The following is a 26,213-nucleotide window of genomic DNA, read 5'->3' on the forward strand; positions in this document are numbered from 1 at the left end:
CGCACTCTAGCGAAGCCGCCCCCGCCGGGCCTAGTCTTCCCGCATGAGCGAGCTTCCTGATCTGACCGCCGTCGAACTCTCCCGGCTCTATGGCGACGAGAGCCTCTCGCCGGTCGAGGTGACGACGGCGGTGCTGGCGCGGATCGAGGCCTGGGAACCGGACCTCGCGGCGACCTGGGCGCTGGACGCGAAAGGCGCGCTGGCGGCGGCGCGCGCGTCCGAGGACCGCTGGCGGCGTGGAGAGGCGCTGGGGCCGCTGGACGGCGCGCCCTTGACGATCAAGGAACTGATCGCCACCCAAGGCGTACCCAAGCCGATTGGCTCGGCCGCGTCCGACCTAGTCCCCGAGCCCGTCGACGCCCCGCCGGCCGCCCGCCTGCGCGAAGCCGGCGCGGTGATCCTGGCCAAGACCACCAATCCCGACTTCGGCATGCTGTCGTCGGGCCTGTCGAGCTTCCACGCCCTGTCGCGCAATCCCTGGGACCTGGCCAAGACCCCCGGCGGGTCCAGCGCGGGCGCCGGAGCGGCGGCGGCGGCGGGCTACGGGCCGTTGCACCTCGGCACCGACATCGGCGGCTCTATTCGCCTGCCCGCCGGCTGGTGCGGAATCTTCGGCTTCAAGCCCAGCAACGGCCGGATCCCGATCGACCCGCCCTATATCGGCCGTTGCGCCGGCCCGATGACCCGCACGGTCGAGGACGCGGCCCTGGCCATGTGCTCGCTCAGCGCACCAGACTGGCGCGATCACATGAGCCTGCCGCCGGCGGCGATCGCCTGGGACAATCTCGACCTCGACCTGAAGGGCCTACGGATCGGCCTGATGCTGGACGCCGGCGTCGGCCTGCCGGTCGAGCCGGAAGTCGCCGAGGCAGTGACCGCCGCCGCCCGGACCTTTGAAGCCGCCGGCGCGATCGTCGAGCCGTTCGCGCCGTACCTGACCCGCGAAATGCTGGACGGCCTGGACCTCTTCTGGCGCACGCGTTCACTGAGCGACCTGGACGCCCTGCCGCCGGAGCGGGCCGAGCGCTGCCTGCCGTATATCCTGGACTGGGCCCGCGCGGCGCGTGGGGCCGACGGGCTGTCGGTCTATCGTGGCTTCAACCAGATCCAGCGCATGCGCGAGGCGGGCGCCAAGGCCTTCCAGCCGTTCGACTTCCTGCTCTCGCCGACCGCGCCCATGCCGGCCTTCGACGCGCATCTGCCGTCGCCGACCAACGACCCGGCACGGCCGTTCGAGCACATCGGCTTCACCGTCGCCTTCAACATGACCGAGCAGCCCGCGGCCTCGATCAACTGCGGCTACACCGCCCAGGGCCTGCCGATCGGGCTGCAGATCGTGGGGCGGCGCTTCGACGACCTGGGGGTCCTGCGCCTGTCGCGCGCCTATGAGCGGCTGCGGCCGGTGCAGAGCCCCTGGCCGACTAGGCCGTTCAATGACAGCCGGCCTGGGTCGACGCCAAGCGCCTGAGTCCCGCCAGCACGCAGACTTCGCCGCCGAGGGCTGTGCTCTCCACCCGTTGTGCGCCCAGGGCGACGCCATAGCGGTCGCTGAGGCCGCTGGCTCCGACCAGGATCACGCGCTTTGCCTCGAAGGCCGCGGCGCCTTCGGCCACCTCGGTTCCGATCGTCAAGCCCGACAGGAAACCCCGCGCCCAGGCGCCGGTGCGGCCCTCGCGCAGCTGGGCGCTTCGGGCTTCGAACAGGGCGCTCAGCAGATGGCCCGCGCGGGCGCGCTCCAGGCCATGGGCGAAGCCGGCCGCCTCGTGCTCGGCGTTCTCGACGGCGTCCGCGCCCAGCAGCAGGCTGGAGCGGGTCGAGAGCAGGGCGAAGAGCTCGCCCGTCAGGAAGGTCTGGAAGCGCACGATGCGGCCGTCCCGCGCCTGGCACCACTTGCCGTGGGTTCCAGGCAGCACGAACACCTGCTCGCCCTCGGCGAGCTCGGGATACAGAGCCATGGCCCCGAACACCTGGGTCTCCTCGCCGCGCATCACGTCCGGCGCGCCGCTGGGGGCGATCCCGGCCACCCCTGGCGCGACCTCGACCAGGAGGCCGTCCAGGGTCACGGTCGCGGCTTGGCGGACCCAGTCATCGACGCCGGCGGGACATTCGGCATAGGGAGCCTCGACCACGCCGGTGCGCGAGCCGGCCATGCCGGCCAGCACGACGCGCGACAGGCCGCGCCGCGCGCGCCAGCTGGCGACCGCGCCCAGCAGGGTCTCGGCGGGCGAGGCGCTGAGCGCGCCGATGCCGGGGCCCTCCACCGACTCTAGCTGGGTGTCGCCGTCGTAGAGGCCCAGACGCAGGCGGCTGGTGCCCCAGTCACCAAAAGCGATGAGGTCAGCCATCAGGCGCTGGCCTTCCAGGCGGCGACGAAGGCGTCCGCGGCGATGCGCACCTCGGCCGCCGTCTTCCCCGGCTTGTAGAGCGCCGAGCCCAGGCCAAAGCCGTTGGCTCCGGCCGCGCGCCAGGTCGCCACATTGCCGGGTTCGACTCCGCCCACCGGGAAGACCGGCGTCGTCCTCGGCAGCACCGCCTTCATCGCCTTCAGCATGGCCGGACCCGCGGCCTCGGCCGGGAACAACTTCAGGGCGTCGGCCCCGGCGGCGATGGCCGTGAAGGCCTCGCTGGGCGTGTAGAAGGCCGGGAACGAGATCAGGCCCGCGGCCTTGGCCTCGGCGATCACGGCGACGTCGGTGTTGGGCGAGATGATGATCTGGCCGCCGGCCCCCGCGACATCGCGCACGGCCTGGGCGGTCAGCACGGTGCCGGCCCCGACGATGGCGCGGTCGCCGAGCGCGTCACGCAGGCGACGGATGCTGTCCAGCGGCGAGGGCGAGTTCAGCGGCACCTCCAGGCAGAGAAAGCCGGCGGCGACCAGGGCCTCACCGACCTCGACCGACTCGTCGGGCGTCAGGCCGCGCAGGATCGCCACCAGGGGAAGGGTCGTCAGGACGTCGGTCCAGGCGCTCATGCGCTCAGCCTCCAAAAGGGCCGGGGCGTCAGGCCGCGCACCCCGGCGTCAACTTCAAGCAGGGCCCTGGCCCTGGGCCGGCTCAGCCGAACGTGAAAGCATAGGCCTGGGCGCCGGCGTCGAGGAACTGAATCTCGAAGGTGCGGTCGCCGATCGCACCCTTCTGCCGGACCAGCTGATAGAGCCGCTGGCCGGTGATCACGCCATTGCCGGCCGCGTCGGTGTCCATGCCGTGGTTCGCGCCGGGCGGCTTGCCGTCGATCGTGACCCGGTAGCGGACCTTCGAGCCATTGGCCGCCGGGCCCAGCACCAGGTGCAGGTCGCGGGCGTGGAAGCGATAGGCGATCTTGCCGCCCGGCGCGTTCAGGCCGGCTTGCTCGGCGCCGATGGCCCAGTCGCCGGTCAGGCCCCAGGCGTTGAGCTTCAGCGGCCCGGCCAGGGCGTAGACGTGGCGCGCGTCGCGCACCGCCCCGCCGGCCGAGGCGAAGTTTTCGGCGCGATCATAGCCGACATAGGTCTCCGGCGAGCCGACGTCCTTGCCGTCCGAGGCCGCCTGGGCGCCGGTGGCCTTGACCGCCACCAGGCCGCCTTCGACCTCGACCTTACTACCCTTGGCGCGGCCGGCCTCGGCCAGCAACTGCTGGATCACCCGCTCGGACTGGTCGTAGCCGCCTTCGCCGAAGTGGTGGTGGCGCACCCGGCCCTGGGCGTCGATGAAGTAGTGGGCCGGCCAGTACTGGTTCCCGAACGCGCGCCAGATCGCGTAGTTGTTGTCGACCGCCACGGGGTAGCCGATCTTCAGGTCGGCGACGGCCTTGCGGACGTTCTTGACGTCCTTCTCGAAGGCGAACTCCGGCGCGTGGACGCCGATCACCACCAGGCCCTGGTCCTTGTACTTCTCGGCCCAGGCGCGGACGTAGGGGATCGAGCGCAGGCAGTTGATGCAGGAATAGGTCCAGAAGTCGACGACCACGACCTTGCCCTTCAGCTGGGCCTTGGTCAGGGGCGGGGAGTTCAGCCAGGTCACCGCGCCGTCCAGCGGCGGGGCTGCGCCTTCGACCGGCAGGGCCTCGTCCTGGCCGGGCTTGGCGCGCATCATCATCGCGCCGCCGGGAGCGCCGGACATCATGGCCGGATTGGCGGCCATCATGGCGGGGCTGCCGCTCATCGCGTCGCCGCTGGCGGGCAGCAGGACCGACTCCTGCTGCGGATGCAGCTTGTTGACCAGGCCCTGCTCCAGCGCGGCTGTGCTGGTCTGCGAGACGCGGGTCAGGAAGCCGGTGTCGACGCCCAGGGCGATGGCCGCGACGGCGACCAGGATCACCGCCCCGACGCCGCGCCGGATCCACTCGCTGGCGCCGAGCGAGCGCTTCATGGCCGTGAAGACCTTGCCGCCGACCAGCAGGGCCAGGCCCAGCGAGGTGGCCGCGCCGGCCGCGAAGGCGACCAGGAGCAGGGTCGTCTGGGCGTTGGCGCCCTGCAGCGCCGCGCCGGTCAGGATCAGGCCCAGCACCGGACCCGCGCACGGCGCCCACAGCAGGCCGGTGGCGACGCCGAGCAGGGCCGAGGCCAGGACGGTCGAGCCGCCGGCGGCCTCTTGCGCGTCGGCGCGCTGGGACAGCCGTCCGCCCAGGGCGACCAGCGGCCGGGTCAGGCGGTCGGCCAGGCTCGGGACCAGCAGGGTCAGGCCGAAGAAGGCCATCAGGGCCAAGGCGGCCCAGCGGCCGTACTGATTGACGCGCACCGCCCAGCCGCCGCCGACCGCCGCCAGGGTGGCGATCAGGGCGAAGGTCACGGCCATGCCGGCCAGCATTGGCAGGCCGCTGCGGACGAAGGGCTTGTCGGCGCGCGCGAACACGAACGGCAGGATCGGCAGGATGCACGGGCTGACGATGGTCAGCACGCCGCCCAGATAGGCCAGCAGGAACAGGATCATGGGAACGCGGACCTTTAGGCGGCGCGGAAGGTCAGGGCGACGCCGTTCATGCAGTAGCGCAGGCCGGTGGGCTTGGGACCGTCGTTGAACACGTGGCCCAGGTGACCGCCACAGCGCCGGCAATGGATCTCCGTGCCCCACATGATGCTGCCGCCGGCGCTCTTGGCCGTGGCGTTCGGCAGGGGCTGCCAGAAGCTGGGCCAGCCGGTGCCGCTGTCGAACTTGGTCGTCGACGAGAATAGCGGCAGGTCGCAGCCGCGGCAGCTGTACGTGCCCTTCCTGTAGTTCTTGTCGAGCGGGCTGGTCCCGGCGCGCTCCGTGCGGGCGTGGCGCAGCACCTCGTAGGCGTCCGGCGGCAGCATGCGCTTCCACTCGGCGTCGCTGCGGGTGACCTCGAACGTCTCGGCCCGCGCGCCGAAGCCGGCCAGGCCGAAAGTGGCGAGGGCTCCGGTCGCCAGAAGGTGTCGTCGCGTCGTCATCGCAGATCTCCGTTTCGCCGCCCCGCGATCAGATACGTCGCGGCGAGCGGAAAGGTTACGCGCCGCTCGCTGCTTTCGCCGCGCCTCGCTTCAGCCGGGCTTGCCGTAGACCTTGGCCAGATAGGCCTGCGCCTGCTTGGCGTCGTCCTCGCTCAGCTCGGCGCCGTTGGCGCGCATGCGGTCGATGACGCTCGTCCACTCCTTCGCGGTGTGACGGGCTTCGGTGACCATGCCCAGGTCGTGGCACGACTGGCAGGTCTTGCTGACGATGGTCTTGCCAGGATCCACGCCCGCGTTGGCGGAGGGCGGGCTGGCCGACGTGTCGGCGGGCGTCGACGCGCCGGCGGTCGTAAATCCGCACGCCAGGGCGGTTCCGATCAGGAGCGCGTTTTTCAGAGACTTGCTGAACATGGTCTAACGGGCCTTCGCGTGTTGGCCTGCGCGGGACGGGGCGCCGGATTCGACCTCCGCCACGCCCAAATTGCTCAGGCCAGCATAGGGCGATCGTGTCGCAAATCCATGGCATTCAATGAGGACCCGATACGCGCCGCGAGCCCTTCCTCCATAGTCAAAGCTCGGCGACCAGCAGGTTGGGAACCCAGGCCAGGAACGAGATCGCGCGATACCAGGGCAGGAACGGCGGCGAGCCCAGCAAGAGGCCGGCTGGTTTTAGGCCCGGCGGGCAGCGGCGCGGCGCTCCGAATTCAAGGCTCTTGACTAAAGTTTTTACGCAACACGTGGTCCATCGACCTTCCAAAGCAATTGTCGGCCGGCTCGGGGCTCTGTAAGCAGGCCCCTTGCTGGTCGTCCCTCTCGGGCGCCCCCCGTGCGCGGCGTGCCGCGCTCGATTCTTTGGAAGACGGCCTGTTTATCCGGTTGGGATGGTAATCCGAACCGGACAGGCCTTGTGGAAGGTTACGGATGCCGAGTCCCTTGATGGCGGCGCTTAAGGATGTGGGAGACGGCGTTCGTCTCGCACCCCTGTGGTGGCGGCTCGGCCTGGACCAGACGGCCTCGCGCTTCCAGCGGTCGATCCTGGGTCCATTCTGGATGGCCTGCAACCTGCTGGTCGTCGCCTTCGCCCTGGCCTTCCTGGTCAGCGCCCTGATGGGCGTGGACATGTCGAAGAGTTATCCGCAGGTGGTGGCCGGCCTGCTGGCCTGGTCGCTGGTCGGTACGACCATCGCCGAGGCCCAGGCGATCTTCCTCTACAACGCCGGCCTGATGCAGAGCCAACGCCTGCCGCTGACCTTCTATGTCTTCCTGCACGCCCAGAAGGCGGCGACGAATTTCCTGTTCCAGGCGATCGCGTTCTGGGTGGTGATGCTGGTCATCGGTCGGTTCGCCATGCCGCACTGGACGCTGATCCCGGCGGTCGCCCTGATGCTGGTCATCGTCTGCCTGCAGGGCTTCATCATCGCCGTGCCGTCGACCCGCTTCCGCGACGTGGCCTACATGATGAGCTACGTGGTCCAGCTGCTGTTCTACGTGACGCCGGTATTTTGGATGACCGCCAATGTCAGCGCCAAGCACCGTTGGGTGGTCGAGCTGAACCCGCTGGCCCACCAGGTCGAGCTGCTGCGCGCGCCGCTGACCGGCCACGCGCCCGCCGCGGTCGACTGGTACTGGACGCTGGGAACCACCGGCGTCCTCTTCGTGGTCGCCTTCGCGCTGCTGGCCATGTTCCGCAAGCGCGTGGTCTTCTGGCTGTAGGAGACGGCGATGACGCACCAGATCAAGCTGACGAACGTCGACCTCGACTATTTCGTCTACAGCCTGCGCTCGCAGTCGCTGCGCAGCGCCGTGTTCAACCTCGCGGTCGGCGGCAAGATGTACAAGGCCGCCGGCGACGTCGCCGCGGTCAAGGCGCTGCACGACATCAATCTCGAGATCAACGAGGGCGACCGCATCGCCCTGGTGGGCCACAACGGCTCGGGCAAGACGACCCTGCTCAAGGTCATCGCCGGAATCTATCACCCGACGCGCGGCGAGCTGTCGATCGACGGAGACATCACCTCGATGATCGCCATCAACGCCGGCCTCGACATGGAGGCGACCGGCCTTCGCAACATCCACAAGCTGGGTCTGATGCGCCGGTTGTCGCGCAAGGTGATCGACAGCCGCATCGACGCCATCGCCGAGTTCTCGGGGCTGGGCGACTTTCTGCATCTGCCGGTGCGCACCTATTCGGCCGGCATGCAGGCGCGCCTGATGTTCGCCGTGGCCACGGAGTTCGAAGCCGACATCCTGGTGCTGGACGAGTGGCTCAGCGCCGGCGACGCCGCCTTCGTGCAGAAGGCCGCCGACCGCATGCAGCGCATGGTCGAGGACGCCAAGATCGTCGTCCTGGCCACCCACGACCACGACCTGGTCCGCCGGGTCTGCAATCGGGTCTGCGAACTGCAAGCCGGCAAGATCGTCTTCCTCGGCTCGACCGAGGACTGGCTTGTCCACCGCGAGGCCAGCGTCGCATGACCGCCCGTCGCCTCGACGCCCGTCTTCTGGCCCCCCGTCTTCTGGCTCACGAGGATCTTCGCGGCCTCGCGCCCGAGGTCTGGCTGGCGCGCCTGAAGCGCTCGGTCGTCGAGCGCGTCCAAGGCGGTCTGACCTATCCTGACTTCCCGTCGGCCGAGATCCAGCGCCAGTTCGTCGGCTCGGCCTATGAGGACGCGCTGGACGAGGCTGGCAAGTTCTACGCCTTCGCCCAGGAGGCCATGGCCGACCGCGCCTACAAGGGCTCGACGGGGCAAGGCTATCTGGACTTCGGCTGCGGCTGGGGCCGGATCGGCCGGTTCTTCCTGCGCGACTTCGACGCCAAGGACATGGTCGGGGTCGATATCGATCCGGACATGGTCGCCTTCTGCGCCGGGGCCGATCTGCCGGGCCGCTTCGAGACCATCGCCAACGGCCAGCCGCTGCCGTTCGCCGACGGCCAGTTCCGGCTGATCACGGCCTATTCGGTGTTCACCCACCTGCCGCCGCACCTGTTCCGCGCCTGGCTGGGCGAGCTGCTGCGCGTGCTGGCCCCCGGTGGCCAGTTGGTGTTCACGGTCGAGCCGCCGCGTTTCCTGGACATGGTCCAGGCCATCGAGCCCGACGCCGACAACGCCTGGATGGCGGCCCTGTCGGTCTACAAGGACCAGCTGCCCAAGCTGCGCGCCGACCTCGCCAACGAGGGCATCGCCTATCTGGCCTCGGGCGGCGGCGACTATCGCGGGCCGGACGTCTATGGCGAGGCGGTGGTGACGACCAAGTTCGTGGCCAGGCAAGCCGCCCCGCACGGCGGCGAGGTGGTGCGCTATATCGACGATCCGACCCAGTTCTGGCAGGCGGCGGTGGTCATCCGCAAGCGCGACCCGAACGCGCCGCGAGGCTTCATCGCGCGGATGATCGCGCGGCTCACGGGCAAGGCATGAGCGCCCTGCCGGCAGGTCTAAAGCCCGGCCGCGACGTCACGGTCCAGGGCCTGGACGCCCAGGGGCGGACGATCCTGGCGGCGGCCGGCGGCGATCCGCAGATGGTCTGGACCCCGACCCGCGAGCAGCGCTCGGGCCTGCGCGCGGCCAAGGCCGTGCGGATCGACCTGAAGCTGGAGGCCACCGACGGCCAGTTGGTCGGCCCGGCCCTCTATGCCGACTGGGGCGACGGCTTTTCCGAGGACTCCTACACGCGGCTGAAGGCCGGCCCGGACGGCTGGTTCGCCTCGCTGCCGGCGCGCAGCTTCCAGCTGATCGGCGTGCGGCTCGACCCGTCCGAGGGCGAATGCCGGTTCACCGTGTCCGACTTCAAGGTTACGCGCATCGGCGACCTGGGCAAGGATCCCCGCGGCCTGCGCGGGGCGGCGATCCAGGCGGTCAAGCCGCTGCTGGGTCCGCTGCGCGGACCGGCCGGCGCGGCTTGGCGGCGCGGCCGAGCGCTGCTGCAAGGCTCGCGGGTCCCCCGTTTCGCTGGCGACGCCGGACCCGTGCAGGCGACCTATGCCCACGCGATCGCGGTTTCGAAGAACCTGCGCAGCCCGCACTTCGCGGCCCCGATCACCGCCCCGATCACCTTGCCGGCCGACGCGCCGAAGCTCATCGCTTTCTACCTGCCTCAGTTTCATCCGTTCCCGGAGAATGACCTCTGGTGGGGCAAGGGCTTCACCGAGTGGACCAACGTCTCCAAGGCCCAGCCGCAGTTCCTGGGCCACTACCAGCCGCGCCTGCCGGCCGATCTGGGCTTCTACGACCTGCGCCAGCGCGAGGTGTTGGCCCAGCAGATCGACCTGGCCAAGGGCGCCGGCGTCTCGGCCTTCTGCTTCCACTACTACTGGTTCGCCGGCAAACGCCTGCTGGAACGGCCGATCGAGCTCTATCTGGCCGATCCGACCCTGGATCTGCCGTTCGCCCTCTGCTGGGCCAACGAGAACTGGACTCGGCGTTGGGACGGCGACGAAAGCGACGTCCTGATGGGCCAGGACCACTCGCCCGAGGACGACCGCGCCGTGTTCGAGGACATGGCGCGCTACATCCGCGACCCGCGCTACCTGAAGGTCGGCGGCAAACCGGTGCTGGTGCTGTATCGCCCGGAAATCCTGCCCGACAGCAAGGCCACCACCGACCGCTGGCGCGACCAGGCGCGGGCCATGGGGCTGGGCGAACTGCACCTGCTCTGCACGACGGCGTTCGGCTTCCAGGACTATGCCTCGCACGGCTTCGATGGGATCATCGACTTCCCGCCGCACGCCATCGTCGAAGGCGAGATCACCCGGCAGGTGACGCCCCTGCACGCGAACTTCACCGGCAAGGTCTATGACTATCCGGTGGTCGCGCAGTCCAAGCTGGACGAGCTGGCGGCGGTTCCGGACGCCTTCGTGCCGGGCGTCATGCCGGGCTGGGACAACCAGGCGCGCAAGCCCTGGGCCGGCCACGCCTTCCACAACGCCGATCCGGAAAGCTACCTGACGTGGCTGTCGGGCGCGCTGAAGCATGCGGAGGCCAGGCATCCGCAAGGCCAGGCGATGGTCTTCGTCAACGCCTGGAACGAGTGGGGCGAGGGTGCCTATCTCGAGCCCGACCGCTGGTTCGGCCACGGCTATCTGCACGCCACCCGCACCGCGCTGGCCGCCTACGCGCCGCGCCTGACCGACGCCCATCCGCTGGTCGCCCAGGCGCAGGCCGGGTTCGCCAAGCGGGCCGAGGCGGTGACCCTGCTGCACCTGTTCTATCCGGAACTGATCGACTGGTTCGCCGAGCGCCTGGCCGCGAGCGTCGACGTGCTGGACCTGATGATCACCGTGCCGGAGACCTGGGACGCGGCCGACCTGGCCCGCGTTCGCAAGGCGTTTCCGGCCGCGCACCTGGCCATCGCCGAGAACCGCGGTCGCGACATCCGGCCGTTCGTCGAGACGCTGCGCCGCGCCAAGGTTCTGGGCTATTCGGTGTTCTGCAAGCTGCACTCCAAGCGCTCGCCGCATCGGGCCAAGGGCGACCGGTGGCGGGCCGAGCTGGTAGACGGCCTGCTGGGCGGCGAGGCGGCGGCCTTGGCGCTGCGCGCCTTCGCCCTGGACCCGCAACTGGGCCTGCTGGCGTCGTCAGAGGCGCGGATGCGGATCGGCGATCCGGACGTGATGGACAATAACCGCGCGACCGTCGAACGCTTGGCCGCCCGCATGGGCCTGAAGCCCCGGCCCGAGACGCCGTTCGCGGCCGGCTCGATGTTCTGGGGACGGACGGAGGCCTTCGCGCCGCTGTCCGACCTGACCGACGCCGAGATCGGTTTCGAGCCCGAGCTGGGGCGTGTCGACGGCACCACGGCGCACGCGATCGAGCGCCTGACCGCCGCTATCGTCGCCCGCGCCGGCTATCGCGCGAGCTTCGAACTGTGAGCCCGATCAAGCGTCTGGTCCGCCGGGTCGGCCGCAAGCTGAAGGCTCTGGTTCCTGAACCGCCGCCGCCGTCAGGCCTGCTGCTCACCACGGTCGAGGAGGGCGAGGCCCTGTCGCGTGTCGCCGATCCCCTGAACGGACGACCCGGAACGATCGGCGCGGCGGGCGATGGCTTCGACCTGGCGCGGGTCGAGACCGCCTGGTGCGCGCCGGCCTTCGGCGTGGTGCTCGACGAGGCCGGACGCGTCTTCGCCGGCACGGCTCGCGAGGCGCGTCGATTGACCCCGACTCTGGACCGCATCCCAAGCGCCCGGCGCGAGGACGGCGAGACGCGGCTGGTCCCGCCGGACGACGCCCAGAGTCTGTCCGCCGCCACGGTTTTCATGGGGTGGGGCGCGGCCCATAACTACGCCCAGTTCCTGCTGAGCGCGCTGCCGACCCTGCTGGCGGCCGAGCGCGCGGGCGCCTTGGCGCGCTTCCCGGCCATCGCCCCGCCGCTGTCGCCTTGGCACACCGATCTCCTGGCCCTCGCCGACGCCCCTTCACCGACCGTGGTCGACGCGCCGCTGGTCAAGCTGAGCGAGGCCGTGTTCCTGACACCGACCGCGCCGCGCCCTGGGCTGGACGCCGTCCGCACCCGGATTCTGGCCCAGGTCGCGCCGGCCGCCGACGCGCGCCGGATCTATGTCAGCCGCCAGGGCTCCCTGAAGGCGCCGCACGAGACCGAGGCCTGGCTGGAAGAGGGCCTGGCCGCGCGCGGCTTTACGATCGTCCGACCCGAGACGGCTTCAGTCCGCGAGCTGGTCGCCCTGTTCCGCGGGGCGGAGGTCATCGTCGCTGCGTCGGGCACGATCCTGGCCAATGTCCTGTTCTGCGCGCCCGGCTCCAAGGTCATCGAGATCCAGCCCACCCCGCCGGCCGAGCCCTGGGCTCGCGACCTGGCCGTTCAGGTCGGCGCCGTGTGGCATGGCTTCGTGTCCGGGACAGGGATCATCCCGCCCGAAATCCCGCTGGAGCCACGCCTGCGCCCGGCCTCGGCCTATGGCTGGCGGCTGGACGTGACCGCCTTCCTGGCCTTCCTCGACGGGCTGATCTAGGACTCCAGGGTGGCCTCTTCGATCGATCTTTCCGGCGGCGAGCAGGTTCCCCTGGCCCAGGCCCTGCACGGCCCCGACCGGGTGGCGCGCACGCTGCTGATGCGGGGCGGCGCGCCGATCCCGCCGCGTCCGATGCTGTGGCCCTGCGCCGGCGACATGCTGAATGGCCTGCACGCGCTGGGCGACCTGGTCTCGCCCGACGTCGATCTGTTGGTCGCCAAGCGCGTCGTGGCCGGCGGCACCGGCGCCCACCTGAAGCTGGACGGCCAGCTGATCTACGCGGAGGGCGCGTACCCCTACTACATCAAGCACTGGTACGATCACGACATCACGCGGCCGGCCTGGGACTTCGACGCGCCGGTGCGGATCAGGCTGGACCGGGCCTTCGTGATCACACACTTCAACTTCGTCTGGGGTCACTGGCTGACCGAGATGTATCCGAAGCTGTTCGTGATCCGGGCGCTGAACGCCGCCGGTATCGCCGCGCCTCTGGTGCTGCCACGCACCGCGCCGGGCTATGTCTTCAAGATCATCCGGATGATGCTGCCGGCGCAGGAGATCGTCACCTACGACCATCGCGACGAGGCGGTCGAGATCGGCGCGGCCCTGCTGCCGCACATGCTGCACCACAATTACAGCTTCCACGACTTTCTGCGCTGGAGCCTGGAGCGCGAGGCGCTGGCCTGGCCGCGCGGGACGGGCGACGACATGATCTTCGTCAGCCGGGGCGGGGTGCGCACCAGCCAGTCTTTCCGCGAATTGGCCAACGAGGACGAGATCGAGGGCATCGCCCAGGATCTCGGCCTTATCCTGCTTCGCCCCGAGACCAAGAGCTGGGCCGAGCAGGCGCAGATCTTCTCACGGGCGCGGCTGGTGGCGGGGGAGTTCGGCTCGGGCCTGCATAATGCGCTCCTGTCGCCCGAAGGCTGTCAGGTGGTGTCGATGAACTGGCTGGTCGAGGTGCAGTCGCGGATCGCCAACTTCCGCCGCCACGATGTCGGCTACATCCTGCCCGCCGACGGCGAGGCGCGCCTCTACACGATCGCGCCGCAGGAGAACCAGCCGTTCACAATCGACCCCGTCGAGTTCCGCCGCAAGTTGAGCATCGCGGTCGAGCGGGCCGAGGCCCGCAAGGCCATGGCCGGCTGGGATGACGGCCCGCCGCCTGGCGAGCCGGAGTTCCTGCTGTGAAGGCGCTGATCCTCGCCGCTTTGCTGGCCGCCACGCCCGCCGTGGCGGCCGAGCGCGTGTCGCTGCTCAAGGCCTGCGAGACCCCGAAGGGGATCGAATTCCAGGGCGGCGGCTATGGCGGCGTCTCGGGTGTCGACTATGATCCGCGCACCAAGCTCTGGGCCTTCATCAGCGACGATAAGTCCGAGCACGGGCCGTCGCATTTCTTCCTGGGCCGGCTCGACGTCCGGCCGGGGAAGGATTGCGGGCCGGCGCTGACGGCGATGGTTCCGCTGCGCCGCGAGGACGGCGAGACCTTCCCCGACCGCAAGGCCGGGACGGAGGCGGCGGACGGCGAGGCGATCCGCTTCGATCCGCTGGGCGCCGACTTGGTCTGGTCGACCGAGGGCGACTTCGATCACGGCTATCCGCCGGCCATCCGGCGGATGAAGGTCGACGGGACGCCGGTCGAGCGGTGGGCGGCGCCGGACGCCCTGACCTTCCACGACGGCGGCAAGACCGGCGCGCGCAAGAACGCCACCACCGAGGGGATCAGCTGGTCCGCTGACGGACGATCCTTGTGGATGTCGATGGAGGGGCCGCTGGTCCAGGACGGCCCGATCCCGTCGGTGACCGAGGGAGGGTTGACCCGGCTGAGCCGCCTGGACCGGTCGGGCAAGCTCGTCGCCCAGTACGCCTATCGCATCGATCCTGTGCAGGTCGCCTCCCCGGTCGGCGTCGGCGACAACGGGATCAGCGAGATCCTGACCCTCGACGATCACCGCCTGCTGGTGCTGGAGCGCTCGGGGATCAAGCATGCCGACGGTCACTACAGTTACCACGTCCGCCTCTACCTCGCCGATGTGGGCGGGGCGCGGGACGTCTCGAAGGTGGACAGCCTGTTGGCGACGCCGGTCCGGCCGGTGGAGAAGCGGCTGCTGCTGAACTTCGACCGGCTCGGGATCCGGATCGACAATCTGGAGGCCATGGCGTGGGGGCCACGCCAGGCGGACGGGGCTCGGACCCTCGTCCTGGCCTCGGACGACAACTACGACGCCAGGCAGATCAATCAGATCCTGGTGCTGCGGTTCACGCGGTAGGGCGGGGCGGCCTCTCGACCGCCACGAGAGCGGCCGCCGAGCGGCCGCCTAGTTCGCCCGGAACTTGCGGACGGCCTGGCGCAGGGCGCCGACATTGATCGGCTTGGCCAGCACCTCGACGCCCTCGAAGCCCTTGCGCGGCAGGTCGCCATAGCCGGTGGCGAACACGAACGGCACGCCTTGCTCGCGCAACGCCTCGGCGACGGGAAAGACCATCTCGCCGCCGATGTTGACGTCCAGCACCGCGCCATCGGGTTGCGGCTGGCCACTGCCCAGAAAGGCCAGGGCGTCGTGCACCGCGCCGAACGAGCCGGCGATCTCGTAGCCCAGGTCGCCGAGCATGTCCTCGACCATCATGGCCACCAGGGCCTCGTCCTCGACGATCATCACCTTGGAGGGTTTCATGCGGCCAGGCTCACCCGCTCCGACAAGGGCGCGCGTAAAGTATAGACGAAGCCCGACGTGGCGAAGTCGACGGTGGCCGCGCCGCCCAGATCGCGGGCCAGACCGCGTTGGATCATCTGCGAGCCGAAGCCGCGGCGTTCGGGTAGGCCGGCCACCGGCGGGCCGCCGACCTCGCGCCAGGTCAGGGTGAGCATCGGCGGCGCGGCGGCCTCGTCGACCAACCAGCGGATCACCACCCGACCTTCGGATGTCGACAGAGCGCCATACTTCGCCGCGTTCACGGCCAACTCGTGCAGGGTCATGTGGACCGAGACCGAGGTCTCGGCGCTGAAAGTAATGGCCGGGCCGACGATGTCGAAGCGCTCGGCCCGATCGACCCTGAACGGGGCCAGGGCCTTGTCCAGGATCTCGTGCATCTGGGCGCGGCCCCAGGCGCGGCGGGTCAGCAGCTCGTGGGCCTGGGACAGCGCCAGGAGGCGATCCTCGAACACCTCGGCGAAGGCTTCGGGCGAGGGGGTGGCGCGGAGGGTCTGACGGGAGATCGACTGAACGATGGCCAGGGTGTTCTTCACCCGGTGATCCAATTCCTGCAGCAGGAACGTGCCATGGTGGCGGGCGTCGACCAGGCTGTCATGCAGCCGGCCGCTTTCCAGGGCCGAGGCGGTGGCGCGGGCGATGACCTGCAGCTTCTGCACGGTCTCCGGCGAGGGCGTATGCGATTCGGCCCAGTAGGCGCCGATCGCGGCCACGGGCTCCTCCATCCGCACCGGCGTCATCACCAGGCTTTTGACAAAGGTCGGGCGGTAGGCGTCGTGCGGGACGCGGTCGTCCAGATAGATGTCGGGGATCACCACCGTCTGGCGGTTAAGCATCGCCCAGCCGGAGATGCAGGCGGTCAGGGGAAAGCGCTTGCCCTTCCACAGCGGGCCGATCGCATCCTCGTCGAAGTACCAGCACTGCTCGTTGTCACGCAGGACGAAGGCCACACCGTCGGCGCCCGAGATGCGTCGGGCCGCCTTGCGAACGACGTCCGCCACCTCGGCGAGCGTGCGCGTCGCCGACAGGGCTTCGATCGTTTCGATGAGCGTCATCAGGCCCGTATCGGGCGCCGCAACCTCGTCTCGGAGCGCTAAGTCCAGCATGTCTCCAGCGTTGCACGTTGATTGTGGTTGAAACCCTAACATGCGGACGGCGCCGGACAAGCCGAGCCGCTAGCCGGCGATGCGCGCGATCGCACATGCGTGTGAGTCGAGCCCACGTTCAAAGGCCTTCGGAGTGAGGGCGAACGGGGCGCGGGCCTTTGCAGAAGGCTTACGCGGCAAGGCTTTGGCGAGTATTTGCGCCTTTCTCGGGTGCGGAGAAGCGGGGCGAGAGCGGCCCGGAACGACCGATTTCACCCCGCATGTCGCGCGTCAAACGGCCGCGGCGGACAGCGATCGTTTCACGACGGCGTCGTGGAGGCGACCCTGGAGGCCTCCGCGCCCGCAACGTGTCGCCACGCGGGCGTCGAGCAGCATGCCCCCGTGGGTCTTCGTCAGGACGCGGCTGTCCAGCGCATCTCGCGATAGACGCCGTCGTCCGCGATCGTCTTGAAGCCCAGGCGGTCATAGAGCGCCGCGGCCCGCGCATTGTCGCACGCCACCTGCAGCGCGAGCGGCGCCCCGGCCGCGCGGGCCTCGTCCATCAGCGCGCCGATCAGGATCGAGCCCAGGCCCTTGCTCCGCCAGGCCGGCGCCAGGGCGATATCGACGAGACGCACACGGTCGCTCGTCCGGTCACTGAGCAGGTGTCCGACGGATACGCCGTCCACCTCGATGATCTCGCGGCGCGCGTCGGGATACTGGGCGGCGTAGCTGGCGCTCTGGGCCAGGAACTGCTGGCGCATCAGCGTGTCCAGCATCGGGGCGGGCAGGTTCAACGGCGCGAAGTGCGGGGCGCGGGCGGCAATGAACAGGTTCAGCAGCAGCGTCTGATCGGACGCGGCTTCGGCGCGACGGACGGGCGGCGCTGCTTTGCCTTCCAGGTGGTTAGACGTCATAGTTGAGTCTCAAAAAAGCAGAGCCCGTAACGAGCGCCCATTCGATGTCAGATGCTTTCGTCGTTCTCACCGCTGACCATTTCTCACCGCACGTCGGCGCGCTTTTCCAGTTGGGCGACACCGAGCTGTCGCTGACCCTGGTCGAGGTTGACGTCCAGGACGCGCCAGCCGGCGAGCGCGCGCCCTTCACCCTGGTTTTCCGGGGCCCCAAGTCGCCGTGGGCGCCGGAGAATATGTGGAGGCTGAAGGGGCCGGACGGCGCGGCGCACGAACTCTATATCGCGCCGATCCACACCCCGGAGCCCGGCTGGCAGGACTATCAGGCCGTGTTCAACTGAGCCGTCTTCAGACGAGATCGTCCGCGCTCCTCCTTGGGAGGAAGAGCGCGGATCCCCTTGTTGTCGAGATCAGTTGCGCGACGGGAAGATGCCGTTGAGCGCGATACAGACGGTCAGCGCCAGGAAGGGCTGGCGGTTCTCGTGCGGCTGCGAGCCGCCTTGGGAGCCCAGCGTGCGCGGGTCCATGGGCGTCAGGCTCGCGGTGTTGGCGCTATAGGGCAGGAAGGGCGGCGTCGAGCCGGAGCTGGCCTTGCCCGCGGCGTTGCCGAGGATCGTATTGTTCGTCGGCAGAGAGACGTTGCTCGTCCCGGCGACGCTGGTGTTGGCGTTGAGGACGTGGAGATGCTGTGGCATCTCGTTGCTGATCAGCGTGTGCGAATACTCGCCGAGCACCGCGCCCAGAACCAGGTCCTGGCTCGTGTGCAGGGGGGTGCGGGTGCGCAGGTCGGGAAGGGCGAAGTTGTTGACGCCGTTGCCCCCGTAGGTCGTTCCCAGAAGCGAAAATAGCGCCTGGTTCTGCTGGATGGACAGTAGCTGACCGTTGCACAGCGCCCAGTTCTTGGGCGCGAAGTTGAAACTCATGATGCGAAGTTCGCCCATGTAAGGTTGGCTCATGGCGATGCGCTCCGAAAGTTTGAGGGCGGCTAGTTGCGCGCCGGGAAGACGCCACGCAGCGCGATGCAGTAGTTCAGCACCAGCGAAGGCATCATGTTGTTGTGGGGCAGGCTTCCGCCGGCGACCCCGATCGACTGCGGGGGCATCTGCACGTCGGGCGCGCCGGTGCTGTACATCAGGCCCTGGCTGTTAGACTGGAAGTTGCCCGAAAAGGCGCGCGCCAGCTGGTTGTTGGTCGGCGTCAGCGTCGTGCCGTTGGCGCTGGAGACCGACAGGCCGTGCGTGTGCAGCGGCATTTCGCTCTGCAGCAGGGTCACGTTTTCCGACCCGCCGGTCTGGCCAAGGTCGTAGACGCTGAGCCCCGGGCCCGGCTGGTTGCGGCCGGTATGGAGCGCCGCCAGGCCCATCAGGTTGGGCAGCGCGAAGTTGCTGGTGCCGTTGCCGCCATAGGTCGTGCCCAGCAATGAGAAGAGCGCGGTGTTCTGCTGGATCGGCAACAGCTGGCCGTTGCAGAGCGCCCAGTTTGCCGGCGCGAAATTGAAGGCGAAGATGCGGATTTCCGCGACGAACTGATCGGACATGAAGATTTCCTCGAGCTGGCGCGGTCAGTTCTGCGACGGATAGATGCCGTACAGCGAGATGATGAAGTTCACCGCCAGGTACGGTTGCATGTTCTCGTGCGGTTGCGAGCCGCCGCTGGAAAGCGTGCTGGCGCCGGAGGTGACGACCTGGGTCCCGCCGTAAGTCCCATAGGGATAAAGGGTGCTTCCGCCGGGGCCGCCCGCCGCGAGCATCGTGCTGGCCGTGGGCGCGCCCGTATCGCCCGTGGCCGTGGTGGCCGTGACCGGGTGCGTGTGCTGCGGAATCTGGCTGGTCGTCAGGGTGACGGTTTCCACGCCGCCCTGCTGGCCGATGACGTAGGTGTTGCCCTGCGACGCGCCCCAGTGGGTCACGACCCGTCCGCGCAGGTCGGGAATGCCGAACGTGTTCTGGCCGTCACCGCCGTACGTCGTGCCGATCAGGTTGTAGAGCGTGTCGTTCTCGGCGATCGACATCAGTTGTCCATCGCAGAAGGCCCAGCCGACCGGAGGAAAGTTGCCTCCGAACATGCGGATTTCGCCAATATAGGGCTGACTCAAGACGGGCCTCCTCCAGGATCCAGCGAACGCTGATTTTTGGTCAGGATAGGGGCTGCGCGCAGATAGTACAGAGAAAGAGATCGCCCTATGGGCGCATTTTCTCGGCGGGGGCGGCGATCAGGGCGCGGCGGCTCCCGGAGTCGCGGTCTCGCCGTGCAGAACCTGCCTGAGACGCTCCCGATCCAGGGCGCCCTCCCACCGCGCGACGACCAGGGTCGCCACGCCGTTGCCGACCAGATTGGTCAGAGCCCGGCACTCGCTCATGAAGCGGTCGACGCCGACCAGCACGGCCAGCGCCGCGATCGGGATGTCGGGCACGACCGCCAGGGTCGCGGCCAGGGTGATGAAGCCCGCGCCCGTGACGCCGCTGGCGCCCTTCGAGGTCAGCATGGCCACGCCCAGCAGGGCCAGCTCCTGGCCCAGGCCGATGTGGGTGTTGGTCGCCTGGGCCAGGAACAGGGTGGCCAGGGTCATGTAGATGTTGGTGCCGTCCAGATTGAAGCTGTAGCCCGTCGGGATCACCAGGCCGACCACCGAACGGCGCGCGCCGGCGTTCTCCAGCTTCATCATCATCTGCGGCAGCACCGACTCCGACGAGCTGGTGCCCAGCACGATCAGCAGTTCCTCGCGGATATAGGCCAGGAACCGCAGGATCGAGAAGCCGCAGGCCCAGGCGATCAGGCCCAGCACCACCAGCACGAACAGCAGCGAGGTGACGTAGAAGGTCGCCACCAGCGCCCCCAGCTGGATCAGGGCGCCGATCCCGTACTTGCCGATCGTGAAGCCCATGGCCCCGAACGCGCCCAGCGGCGCCAGGCGCACCACCACCTGGATAATGCCGAAGAACAGCTTGGCCGCGTCCTCCAGCACATTGGCCACCTTGTCGCCGAAGTCGCCCAGCCGCGTGCAGGCGAAGCCCGTCAGGATGGCGATCAGCAGCACCTGCAGCAGATTGCCCTCGGAGAAGGCCCCGAAGAAGGTGTCGGGGATCAGGTGCAGCAGATAGGCGACCAGGCCCTCGCCGTGCTTGGCCTTCTCAAGATAGCCGGCGGCGATCGACGGATCGAGCGTCTTGGGATCGATGTTGAAGCCGGCGCCCGGCTTCAGGGTGCGCCCGACCAGCAGGCCCAACACCAGGGCCAGGGTCGAGACGACCTCGAAATAGAGCAGGGCTTTGACGCCCACCCGGCCGAACGCCTTGATGTCCCCCATCCGCGCGATGCCGCCGGCCACCGTGCAGAAGATCACCGGCGCGATGACCAACTTGATCAGCTTGATGAAGCCGTCGCCCAGCGGTTTGACCGCCACCCCGATCTTCGGCCACAGCGCGCCGACCAGTATGCCCAAGGCGATGGCGATCAGGACCTGGACATAGATCGATTTCAGATGTCGCACCGCGTTCGTCCCCCGGGAGCTCCGCCCAAGCCATTCGGACGGGCTTCGCATGCCCGCCATCTTGCGCTATTGACCCTGCGCCTCGCACGCGAAGGCCCAGTAGCTCAGCAGGATAGAGCAGCGCTTTCCTAAAGCGAAGGTCGGGGGTTCGAGTCCCTCCTGGGCCGCCAGCGCTTTTGTCGTTGCACACTAAGACGTACCCATTTCCAACTTAAGGCCGTCAATAATGCGAGGCGGTCGCAAGATGGGCCGTTGAAGAGTGTCGCTAGCCTGTCGTCGATGCGCCTGGAGCGGACACTGGAACAGCTCCAGAAAGGCGACGCTCGGCTAGGGTGTGGTGCGACTGGAAGTCAACTAGGTTAATTTTGTAAGGTTGATAGCGCCTTGCGCAGATCTGCCCCCTTACCGCCATGGCTCGCCCGCCTTCCGATAAACGGCCTCCTGATGGAGCTCGGCAAATTCGCTGGACCCTCAGCCGACTAAATGCGGGCGACGCTTTAGAAGGCGTATCGGCGGACGATCGGGCCCAAAGCCTGGTAAACGCCGAGATTGAAGCTGTCGGGGTTGGCGCTGATGAGGTTCCATCGAGGGCGGCTCTAGTGACGGCGCAGCAGCGATCCGGCCACGGTCACGGTTTATCTTTTCGAGTACGGTGCAGAGGCGGGCGTAGGCGTCCGTGATCGACCAACGCCGGCTGGACCAATACCAAAGCGCGGCCTGGCGAACTTCGGCTCTGATCTCGGGGCAAAGACGTGCGCGGCGCTTCACCCGCCCTGACATCGAGACCATTTGGGAGAGCGTCCGATCGCCGGGAGCGCCGCGTTCTTCCATCCAGCGCCGCGCCGCGCGTGGAGAGGGCATTCGGGGCAGCTTTGCGGCTTCGGCTGGTATTGATATTGTTCAATTGTGGATTTTCGACAACTTAAGCGAAACAACTTAACGCAGTCCCTAGAACGTCTATTCCAACCTAAGACCGCCCCTATTCATGAGCCTGGCCTTGCTCCCTAAGCAGTCGATCCCGTTGCTCTGGAGGTAGCTCCAGCCTTGCGTCGATCGTGAGCTCCCAAAAGACGAAGTCCACGATTAGCGAGCGCGAGACAGAACCCGTGGTCGACAGCAACCACGGGTTCCGCTTCGCGAGGCGGCGCACCAGCCAGAATGGCAAGTTGATGTTCATAAGGCGCCTCCACTTATCGAACCTCGCAGCGCGCCACGACAGGACCGGACGCAGCGAGCGCCGAGATTTAGACCGGCCTGCCCGCCGGAAACACTTCCGCGAAGTACCGTTCCACCTCCGCGCGCTCCCAGAACGGGCCTAGGATCCTCTTGATGCCTCGGCCCCTCACCATCGCTTCCCGGAACGAGGGCGAGACACGCCAACGCCAGCTGATCTCGCGTGAGCTGATCAATTTGCTACCCAGCTCTTCAACCTCTTCCCGGCGCGGCCGAGGATGCAGATGCCCCTCTGCAATAAGCCAGGACAGGTCGCGCGGGAAACAGTTGAGGTAACGCTCAGCATCCGCCCGCGTCACGTCTAGCTCCCAGAGAGGCACTGAACTCTCGGGCGTCCGAAGAAGCTCAGGGCGCGCACGTGCCAGGATTTCGTGAGCTAGGCTTTGGGCGATCCGCAGGCGACCGATGTGTAACCGCTCCAAAGACTGATCATCGCAGTAGAGGATGATCTCCCGCTTCAAAGCGGCCTGGACGATGGCGCCCCAAGGCTTCTCCTGCCCGCCTATTCCGTGAAAGACGTCCTCCAACGTCCATAGAGCCACTGTGGGCGACGGCACGTGGGGTAGCGCGAGAAGCCGATCCGCCAACCCCACAGCGACACCGCGACTAAGCTGAAGACCGGAATGAAGCGCCTGCACAATCGGATCTCGATTGAGGGTCAGCAACCCCAGGCTGATCAACTGTGCGACGCCGAAAGCTGGAATTCGGTAGGCCTGAGAGAACTCCAGAACAGACATCCGCTCGTTCAGTCGGCGCCCCGCATCATGAACACTCGCGGGATCCAGCCACTGAATCTTACGGAGAACGCCGCGCCCCGCCGGTGCGCCTACCAGACCCTGATCTATCAAGTCACGCAGGGCGCCGTTTTCGAGCTTTAGCTCGCGAGCAGCCTCGCGAAGGGTGAGTTGTCCAGCCCCTTCCCGCTGAACACGGAGGCGCGCTAGGCCGTGGCTACAGGGCTCCCAATCGGAGATAAGGTTCTTGACGATAGCGACACAACGGTTCCCCGCTCGACTTCGCGCCAGCTTGAAGAAGTCCGGCAGGATACTGTTGCCCGACGTCATCCGCTCATCGAAGGATTCTGGATATCTAGCTACGACCTCCATGCGTACGATCTGCATGCCCTGACGCTTTTGAAGCTGGGCAAGGCGCAGAATCAGCTCCGAACTGCGCAGGTTCGCGGTCATCAGCACCGCGTTTCCCTCCGCGACGAATTTCGAGAACATCGCGCCAGCCTGAGCCTCATATGCGATATCCAGGGACCCCTCAGGCGTGTCGATTAGGAGTGTCGCAGGTCCGGTACCGGATAGCTCTGTCGTCACTTTGGGCTTCCCTATTTTATGTCGTCAGCCTTAGTGTGGAACGACAGCAACTTAACGCTGATGATAGTGCGAGGCGGTCGCATTTATGGCTCTAGATCGGCCATCCGTGCAGTGCTGCCGTAGAGCCGGCCCCTTGATGAGCGACAGCAGCCAAATGGCTTAGGCGTAAGCGCCGCTCTACATCTGAGTGAGGAGGCGGGAAATCACGATGCGACCATCCCAGGTGTCTAGGTAGTCGATGGGGCGCTCAGAGTTCGCTCAGGCTGGCGTCTGCCGCCGCCGATGATCAGAGAGCCGAATCGGGAGATTGAGCGCCGGGCACTCGACTTCGCCACCGGGCGCATCCGCCAGGGGCGCCACCATCGGTCCGCTGAGAAAGGGCGCTCGCAATCGCCGGCAGAGATCTAGCTCGCGTAGACTGGCGAGCCCCGCGACTCCCTGCCAAACGCGCTTTGCACGATAGGCCTCCGCGGCCTTCAGGAAGCGGGTGATCAAGTCCAGGCGGGCCCGCTCATCTTGACCGGTCAGCACCAAGGTGACGCTGTTTACAGCCCCGGCCGGCAGGCTTTCGATCCTAAACCCCGGGTCGCGAACCTGTAGGTCGATCAGGGAAAAGCGAGGCTGTAAAAATGCGCGCAACTGGCTGATGGCGCCGTAGGAAGGCTCGCGCGGCACATCATACACATTGGCGGCCAGCCTGGGGCGGGCGGCGAGAGGGAGCTTCTCGACCAGGGGGCGATAGGTTTCCCGCAGGGTGGGTTTGATCATCGAGGAGAAACTGAACGGGACGAACATGTAGCCGCCCACATTCGCGCCCCGCAGCGCCTCGTTTGCGGCGTTCAGGCAGATCATGTCTCGCGTCGATGCATCGGAGTCTTCGACAGAGCTGAACGGATCGCCGTCCCAAGCCGCGCGACAATCGACGCCGCTCCCAACGAACCGCTCCCTTAGGAGGTAATAGATTCCCCACCACCCCGTGGTCGCCACCGGCACCCCCAGCAAGCTGCTGGGGCCACCTTTCGGCGGGTCTGGCTCGATCGCCTCCAACTCCTCCGCGGGTGGCGAGCCCTCCACGGGACCATCGCGAGGAACAAGACTGGTCACGCCCTGCGGGGTGATCTTGCAAATCCGGCCTGCGAAGTCTCCGTCGCCCTCACCGGCCATGAGGGCCCTAAGGGCTTCATTCGAGGTTCCGGCAAAGCGCATTACGTCGCTCTGGTCGCCTTCAAACATCAGCAGGGCGATTTCCCCGGCGCCCTTGTCGCCAAACAGCTTGTGCTGCAAGTCGACCGCAAGCTGGCGCATCTCCCGAGCATCGAGCCGGGTCGCGCGAGGGTCAGCCAAGACGAAGGAGAAGGGCGCGACGAGGCCGTGACGGCGTGGCCACGTCCAAACGGATTCGAGATAGGCTCCGGCCACCTTGGCCACCAGGCCCGCCATGGCTTCCGTGTCGGCGAATTGTAGGTCGTCCCCGACGAATATCTTAAGGCAGGCGATTGCGGTCATGACGCGCGCTCAAACTCTTGATGGCGAGGCGGTGGACGGGGCGGTGGCAGGCTCGTCATCGCCCGATGGCTTGGGCGTATGAGGCGACATTTGCGCCGAGCCTTCCGGCGACTACGCTATCTTCGGTGGGATCAAAGATCGCTAAGCGAACAAGTGTCTGATTAAGCAGGATGTAGGCGAACTCGCCGAACGTTACTGGACCGACAAAGCCCCCCGCGGAGCGCCCTTCCAGGCCGGCGTGCAGGTAGTTGAGTATGCAATTGCAGGATAGCATGCCTGGGGCCTCATCTGGTGGCGCGGCATAGGCATAGGGCAGAGTATGTTCCTGGACCGATCGCGCCAAGCGGTAGGAGACGCCGGGGACGACCGGTGCGTAGAGGCGCACGATCCCCGCCTCCCGATCCACCGTTTGGAATGAGACGTTGATCACGGCTCCGCCATAGTCGGCCACCATGGGCGAGCGCGTATCGAACCCGCCGGCGACAAGATATTCCGCGAAGTTGGCCGCCTGTCCATCGACGAGACAATCGCTCACCGAAAACCCGGCCTCCGGGAAACAAATGACGTCCCCGTCGCCCTCTTCAAACAGATTGACGATGTCGAGATCTGCTTCGAGGTGAGGAGGCAACTCCAGCCAGAGCGTGGCCAGGCCATCACAGGCCGCCAGGCCGGTGGCGCCATCGAACACCTTCGGAAGCTGTTGCTGCGCCAGATCCAGCCGAACGCCAGCGACCCAGCCGAAGACGGGTTGATCATACAGCCCGGGCAGGGCGGGCCCTTCCAACGCGTATCGCTGGTGCGCCTCGGCAAAAGCTGGCGTGATGATGCAAGTCACGCCGTGGCTGAAGCGGCCCTCCGTTACAGCCTCCAACCGGCTTGCCGGCAGGATGGCGGTTCGGGCTCGCAGAGCCTCGTCAAAAACGGTGCAAAAAAGCCGGTCCTCACGCGCTACCCCGCCCGCTTCCGTGACAAAGTATGCGGTTGTGCCGCCAATCCATCGCCCGCGCGGCAAGCCGCGAAGCAGCACCTCGGATCCCGAGATGAACGCCACCGCGCCGGTTGCGATCAGCTCTGCCGTCGCCTCTGGTGTCAGAAACAGATTTCTCATGGCGCGGATCCTGGGTCTCTGTTTCAACAACCTACAAGTCAGGATCGATCAATTCACTAACTTCGCGCAGACCGATTGTCGCAGCCACGCCGCGCGCGAGAACCCTGGCGTAACGCGTCGGAGACGCGCCTCACGCCTGCGGTGCGGTGTCGCATGACCACGTTCGATGATGCTCAACCCGCGCCGGCGTCGACGGGGCGGTGGCGGGACGTTGTGTTCGTCCTGGACCTTCAAACCGTGTCGGCGGCTGGCTTCATGCCATTTGAGCTCCCCTAAATGACGCTTCGCCGGCGAGGGCCGATCATCATTGTCGGCGCACGCCGATCCCGCGTGAGGCGACAGGTCGCAACCTAGGCGGCAGATCCGATTAATGACCGCGACCTACGCTTCGAACCATGACTTTGGCTTTCGATCTTACGACAGACGGTTCGGGACTTGCGCCTCCCCTGGGACGTGGAGCTGGCGACACCGTCTATGTCTGCGACGGCACCTTGG

At 67.6% G+C, this 26,213-nt stretch carries 24 protein-coding genes and 1 tRNA gene; 10 read left to right on the plus strand and 15 right to left on the minus strand.

All coding sequences use genetic code 11. The features are described 5' to 3' along the window. The first annotated feature begins 43 nt into the window (after positions 1 to 43). Positions 44 to 1,468, plus strand: a complete 1,425-nt coding sequence (locus tag AC07R7_RS06185) for an amidase (RefSeq protein ID WP_494634526.1) — start codon at positions 44 to 46, stop codon at positions 1,466 to 1,468. Here AC07R7_RS06185 and AC07R7_RS06190 read toward each other — a convergent pair. The 5 genes from AC07R7_RS06190 to AC07R7_RS06210 form a co-directional block, all read right to left on the minus strand. Further along, complete coding sequence (locus AC07R7_RS06190; protein WP_494634527.1) at positions 1,431 to 2,345, minus strand: 2-dehydro-3-deoxygalactonokinase; 915 nt, start codon at positions 2,343 to 2,345, stop codon at positions 1,431 to 1,433. The two genes, AC07R7_RS06185 and AC07R7_RS06190, sit on opposite strands and share 38 nt — an antisense overlap. Beyond that, positions 2,345 to 2,971 carry a 2-dehydro-3-deoxy-6-phosphogalactonate aldolase gene (locus AC07R7_RS06195; protein WP_494634528.1) on the minus strand — a complete coding sequence of 209 codons (627 nt, stop codon included), beginning with the start codon at positions 2,969 to 2,971 and terminating at the stop codon, positions 2,345 to 2,347. Before AC07R7_RS06195 ends, AC07R7_RS06190 begins: the two co-directional genes overlap by 1 nt. An 82-nt stretch (positions 2,972 to 3,053) precedes the next feature. Then, on the minus strand, positions 3,054 to 4,907 hold the full coding sequence (locus AC07R7_RS06200; RefSeq protein ID WP_494634529.1) for a cytochrome c biogenesis protein DipZ: 1,854 nt from the start codon (positions 4,905 to 4,907) through the stop codon (positions 3,054 to 3,056). A gap of 14 nt (positions 4,908 to 4,921) precedes the next feature. Then, the gene (msrB, locus tag AC07R7_RS06205) at positions 4,922 to 5,386 is read right to left on the minus strand and encodes a peptide-methionine (R)-S-oxide reductase MsrB (protein WP_494634530.1); all 465 of its coding nucleotides are present in this window, start codon (positions 5,384 to 5,386) and stop codon (positions 4,922 to 4,924) included. Positions 5,387 to 5,476: 90 nt separating this feature from the next. Beyond that, positions 5,477 to 5,797 carry a c-type cytochrome gene (locus AC07R7_RS06210; RefSeq protein ID WP_494634531.1) on the minus strand — a complete coding sequence of 107 codons (321 nt, stop codon included), beginning with the start codon at positions 5,795 to 5,797 and terminating at the stop codon, positions 5,477 to 5,479. Positions 5,798 to 6,307: 510 nt separating this feature from the next. On the opposite strand from AC07R7_RS06210, the gene AC07R7_RS06215 reads away from it, so the two are divergent. From AC07R7_RS06215 to AC07R7_RS06245, 7 genes are read left to right on the plus strand one after another with little or no spacing between them, the layout of a single operon-like run. Continuing rightward, complete coding sequence (locus tag AC07R7_RS06215; RefSeq protein WP_494634532.1) at positions 6,308 to 7,099, plus strand: ABC transporter permease; 792 nt, start codon at positions 6,308 to 6,310, stop codon at positions 7,097 to 7,099. Positions 7,100 to 7,108: 9 nt separating this feature from the next. Then, the gene (locus AC07R7_RS06220; RefSeq protein WP_492887975.1) at positions 7,109 to 7,861 is read left to right on the plus strand and encodes an ABC transporter ATP-binding protein; all 753 of its coding nucleotides are present in this window, start codon (positions 7,109 to 7,111) and stop codon (positions 7,859 to 7,861) included. After that, entirely contained in the window at positions 7,858 to 8,802 is a 945-nt protein-coding gene (locus AC07R7_RS06225) for a class I SAM-dependent methyltransferase (protein ID WP_494634533.1), read from the plus strand. Before AC07R7_RS06220 ends, AC07R7_RS06225 begins: the two co-directional genes overlap by 4 nt. Beyond that, positions 8,799 to 11,252: a glycoside hydrolase family 99-like domain-containing protein gene (locus tag AC07R7_RS06230; protein ID WP_494634534.1), complete on the plus strand. Its 2,454-nt coding sequence runs from the start codon at positions 8,799 to 8,801 to the stop codon at positions 11,250 to 11,252. Before AC07R7_RS06225 ends, AC07R7_RS06230 begins: the two co-directional genes overlap by 4 nt. After that, positions 11,249 to 12,349, plus strand: coding sequence for a glycosyltransferase family 61 protein (locus AC07R7_RS06235; RefSeq protein WP_494634535.1), 1,101 nt, complete (start codon positions 11,249 to 11,251; stop codon positions 12,347 to 12,349). Before AC07R7_RS06230 ends, AC07R7_RS06235 begins: the two co-directional genes overlap by 4 nt. Before the next feature lie 9 nt (positions 12,350 to 12,358). Beyond that, positions 12,359 to 13,540 carry a glycosyltransferase family 61 protein gene (locus AC07R7_RS06240; RefSeq protein WP_494634536.1) on the plus strand — a complete coding sequence of 394 codons (1,182 nt, stop codon included), beginning with the start codon at positions 12,359 to 12,361 and terminating at the stop codon, positions 13,538 to 13,540. Further along, positions 13,537 to 14,619 carry an esterase-like activity of phytase family protein gene (locus tag AC07R7_RS06245; protein WP_494634537.1) on the plus strand — a complete coding sequence of 361 codons (1,083 nt, stop codon included), beginning with the start codon at positions 13,537 to 13,539 and terminating at the stop codon, positions 14,617 to 14,619. Before AC07R7_RS06240 ends, AC07R7_RS06245 begins: the two co-directional genes overlap by 4 nt. Before the next feature lie 48 nt (positions 14,620 to 14,667). Here the strand turns inward: AC07R7_RS06245 and AC07R7_RS06250 are convergent, their stop codons facing one another. The 3 genes from AC07R7_RS06250 to AC07R7_RS06260 all read right to left on the minus strand — a co-directional run bounded on the left by AC07R7_RS06250 (position 14,668) and on the right by AC07R7_RS06260 (position 17,062). Then, positions 14,668 to 15,024, minus strand: a complete 357-nt coding sequence (locus tag AC07R7_RS06250; protein ID WP_492837265.1) for a response regulator — start codon at positions 15,022 to 15,024, stop codon at positions 14,668 to 14,670. After that, the gene (locus tag AC07R7_RS06255; protein WP_492887969.1) at positions 15,021 to 16,115 is read right to left on the minus strand and encodes a sensor histidine kinase; all 1,095 of its coding nucleotides are present in this window, start codon (positions 16,113 to 16,115) and stop codon (positions 15,021 to 15,023) included. The genes AC07R7_RS06250 and AC07R7_RS06255 overlap by 4 nt, the downstream gene beginning before the upstream one ends. Positions 16,116 to 16,558: 443 nt before the next feature. Beyond that, a complete protein-coding gene (locus AC07R7_RS06260) occupies positions 16,559 to 17,062 on the minus strand; it encodes a GNAT family N-acetyltransferase (RefSeq protein WP_494634538.1) in 504 nt (167 codons plus the stop codon). Positions 17,063 to 17,106: 44 nt separating this feature from the next. On the opposite strand from AC07R7_RS06260, the gene AC07R7_RS06265 reads away from it, so the two are divergent. Next, complete coding sequence (locus AC07R7_RS06265; protein ID WP_494634539.1) at positions 17,107 to 17,400, plus strand: DUF6916 family protein; 294 nt, start codon at positions 17,107 to 17,109, stop codon at positions 17,398 to 17,400. A gap of 69 nt (positions 17,401 to 17,469) precedes the next feature. Here the strand turns inward: AC07R7_RS06265 and AC07R7_RS06270 are convergent, their stop codons facing one another. The 4 genes from AC07R7_RS06270 to AC07R7_RS06285 all read right to left on the minus strand — a co-directional run bounded on the left by AC07R7_RS06270 (position 17,470) and on the right by AC07R7_RS06285 (position 20,540). Beyond that, a complete protein-coding gene (locus AC07R7_RS06270) occupies positions 17,470 to 18,015 on the minus strand; it encodes a phage tail protein (RefSeq protein WP_494634540.1) in 546 nt (181 codons plus the stop codon). Between the two features lie 29 nt (positions 18,016 to 18,044). Then, the gene (locus AC07R7_RS06275; protein ID WP_492887965.1) at positions 18,045 to 18,596 is read right to left on the minus strand and encodes a phage tail protein; all 552 of its coding nucleotides are present in this window, start codon (positions 18,594 to 18,596) and stop codon (positions 18,045 to 18,047) included. 24 nt (positions 18,597 to 18,620) lie between these two features. Next, positions 18,621 to 19,154 (minus strand): phage tail protein, encoded by a 534-nt coding sequence (locus AC07R7_RS06280; protein WP_492837259.1) that lies wholly within the window; start codon positions 19,152 to 19,154, stop codon positions 18,621 to 18,623. A 117-nt stretch (positions 19,155 to 19,271) separates the two neighbouring features. Further along, complete coding sequence (locus tag AC07R7_RS06285) at positions 19,272 to 20,540, minus strand: dicarboxylate/amino acid:cation symporter (protein WP_494634855.1); 1,269 nt, start codon at positions 20,538 to 20,540, stop codon at positions 19,272 to 19,274. A 102-nt stretch (positions 20,541 to 20,642) separates the two neighbouring features. On the opposite strand from AC07R7_RS06285, the gene AC07R7_RS06290 reads away from it, so the two are divergent. Then, positions 20,643 to 20,719 (plus strand) — tRNA-Arg (locus tag AC07R7_RS06290). Positions 20,720 to 21,793: 1,074 nt separating this feature from the next. Here the strand turns inward: AC07R7_RS06290 and AC07R7_RS06295 are convergent. The 3 genes from AC07R7_RS06295 to AC07R7_RS06305 all read right to left on the minus strand — a co-directional run bounded on the left by AC07R7_RS06295 (position 21,794) and on the right by AC07R7_RS06305 (position 25,718). Then, complete coding sequence (locus AC07R7_RS06295) at positions 21,794 to 23,008, minus strand: hypothetical protein (protein WP_494634541.1); 1,215 nt, start codon at positions 23,006 to 23,008, stop codon at positions 21,794 to 21,796. Between the two features lie 354 nt (positions 23,009 to 23,362). Further along, a complete protein-coding gene (locus AC07R7_RS06300; RefSeq protein ID WP_494634542.1) occupies positions 23,363 to 24,610 on the minus strand; it encodes a hypothetical protein in 1,248 nt (415 codons plus the stop codon). Positions 24,611 to 24,665: 55 nt separating this feature from the next. Continuing rightward, positions 24,666 to 25,718 carry a DUF6976 family protein gene (locus AC07R7_RS06305; RefSeq protein ID WP_494634543.1) on the minus strand — a complete coding sequence of 351 codons (1,053 nt, stop codon included), beginning with the start codon at positions 25,716 to 25,718 and terminating at the stop codon, positions 24,666 to 24,668. Positions 25,719 to 26,213 lie beyond the last annotated feature (495 nt).

Source organism: Caulobacter sp. GW821-FHT05F04, assembly GCF_059419665.1.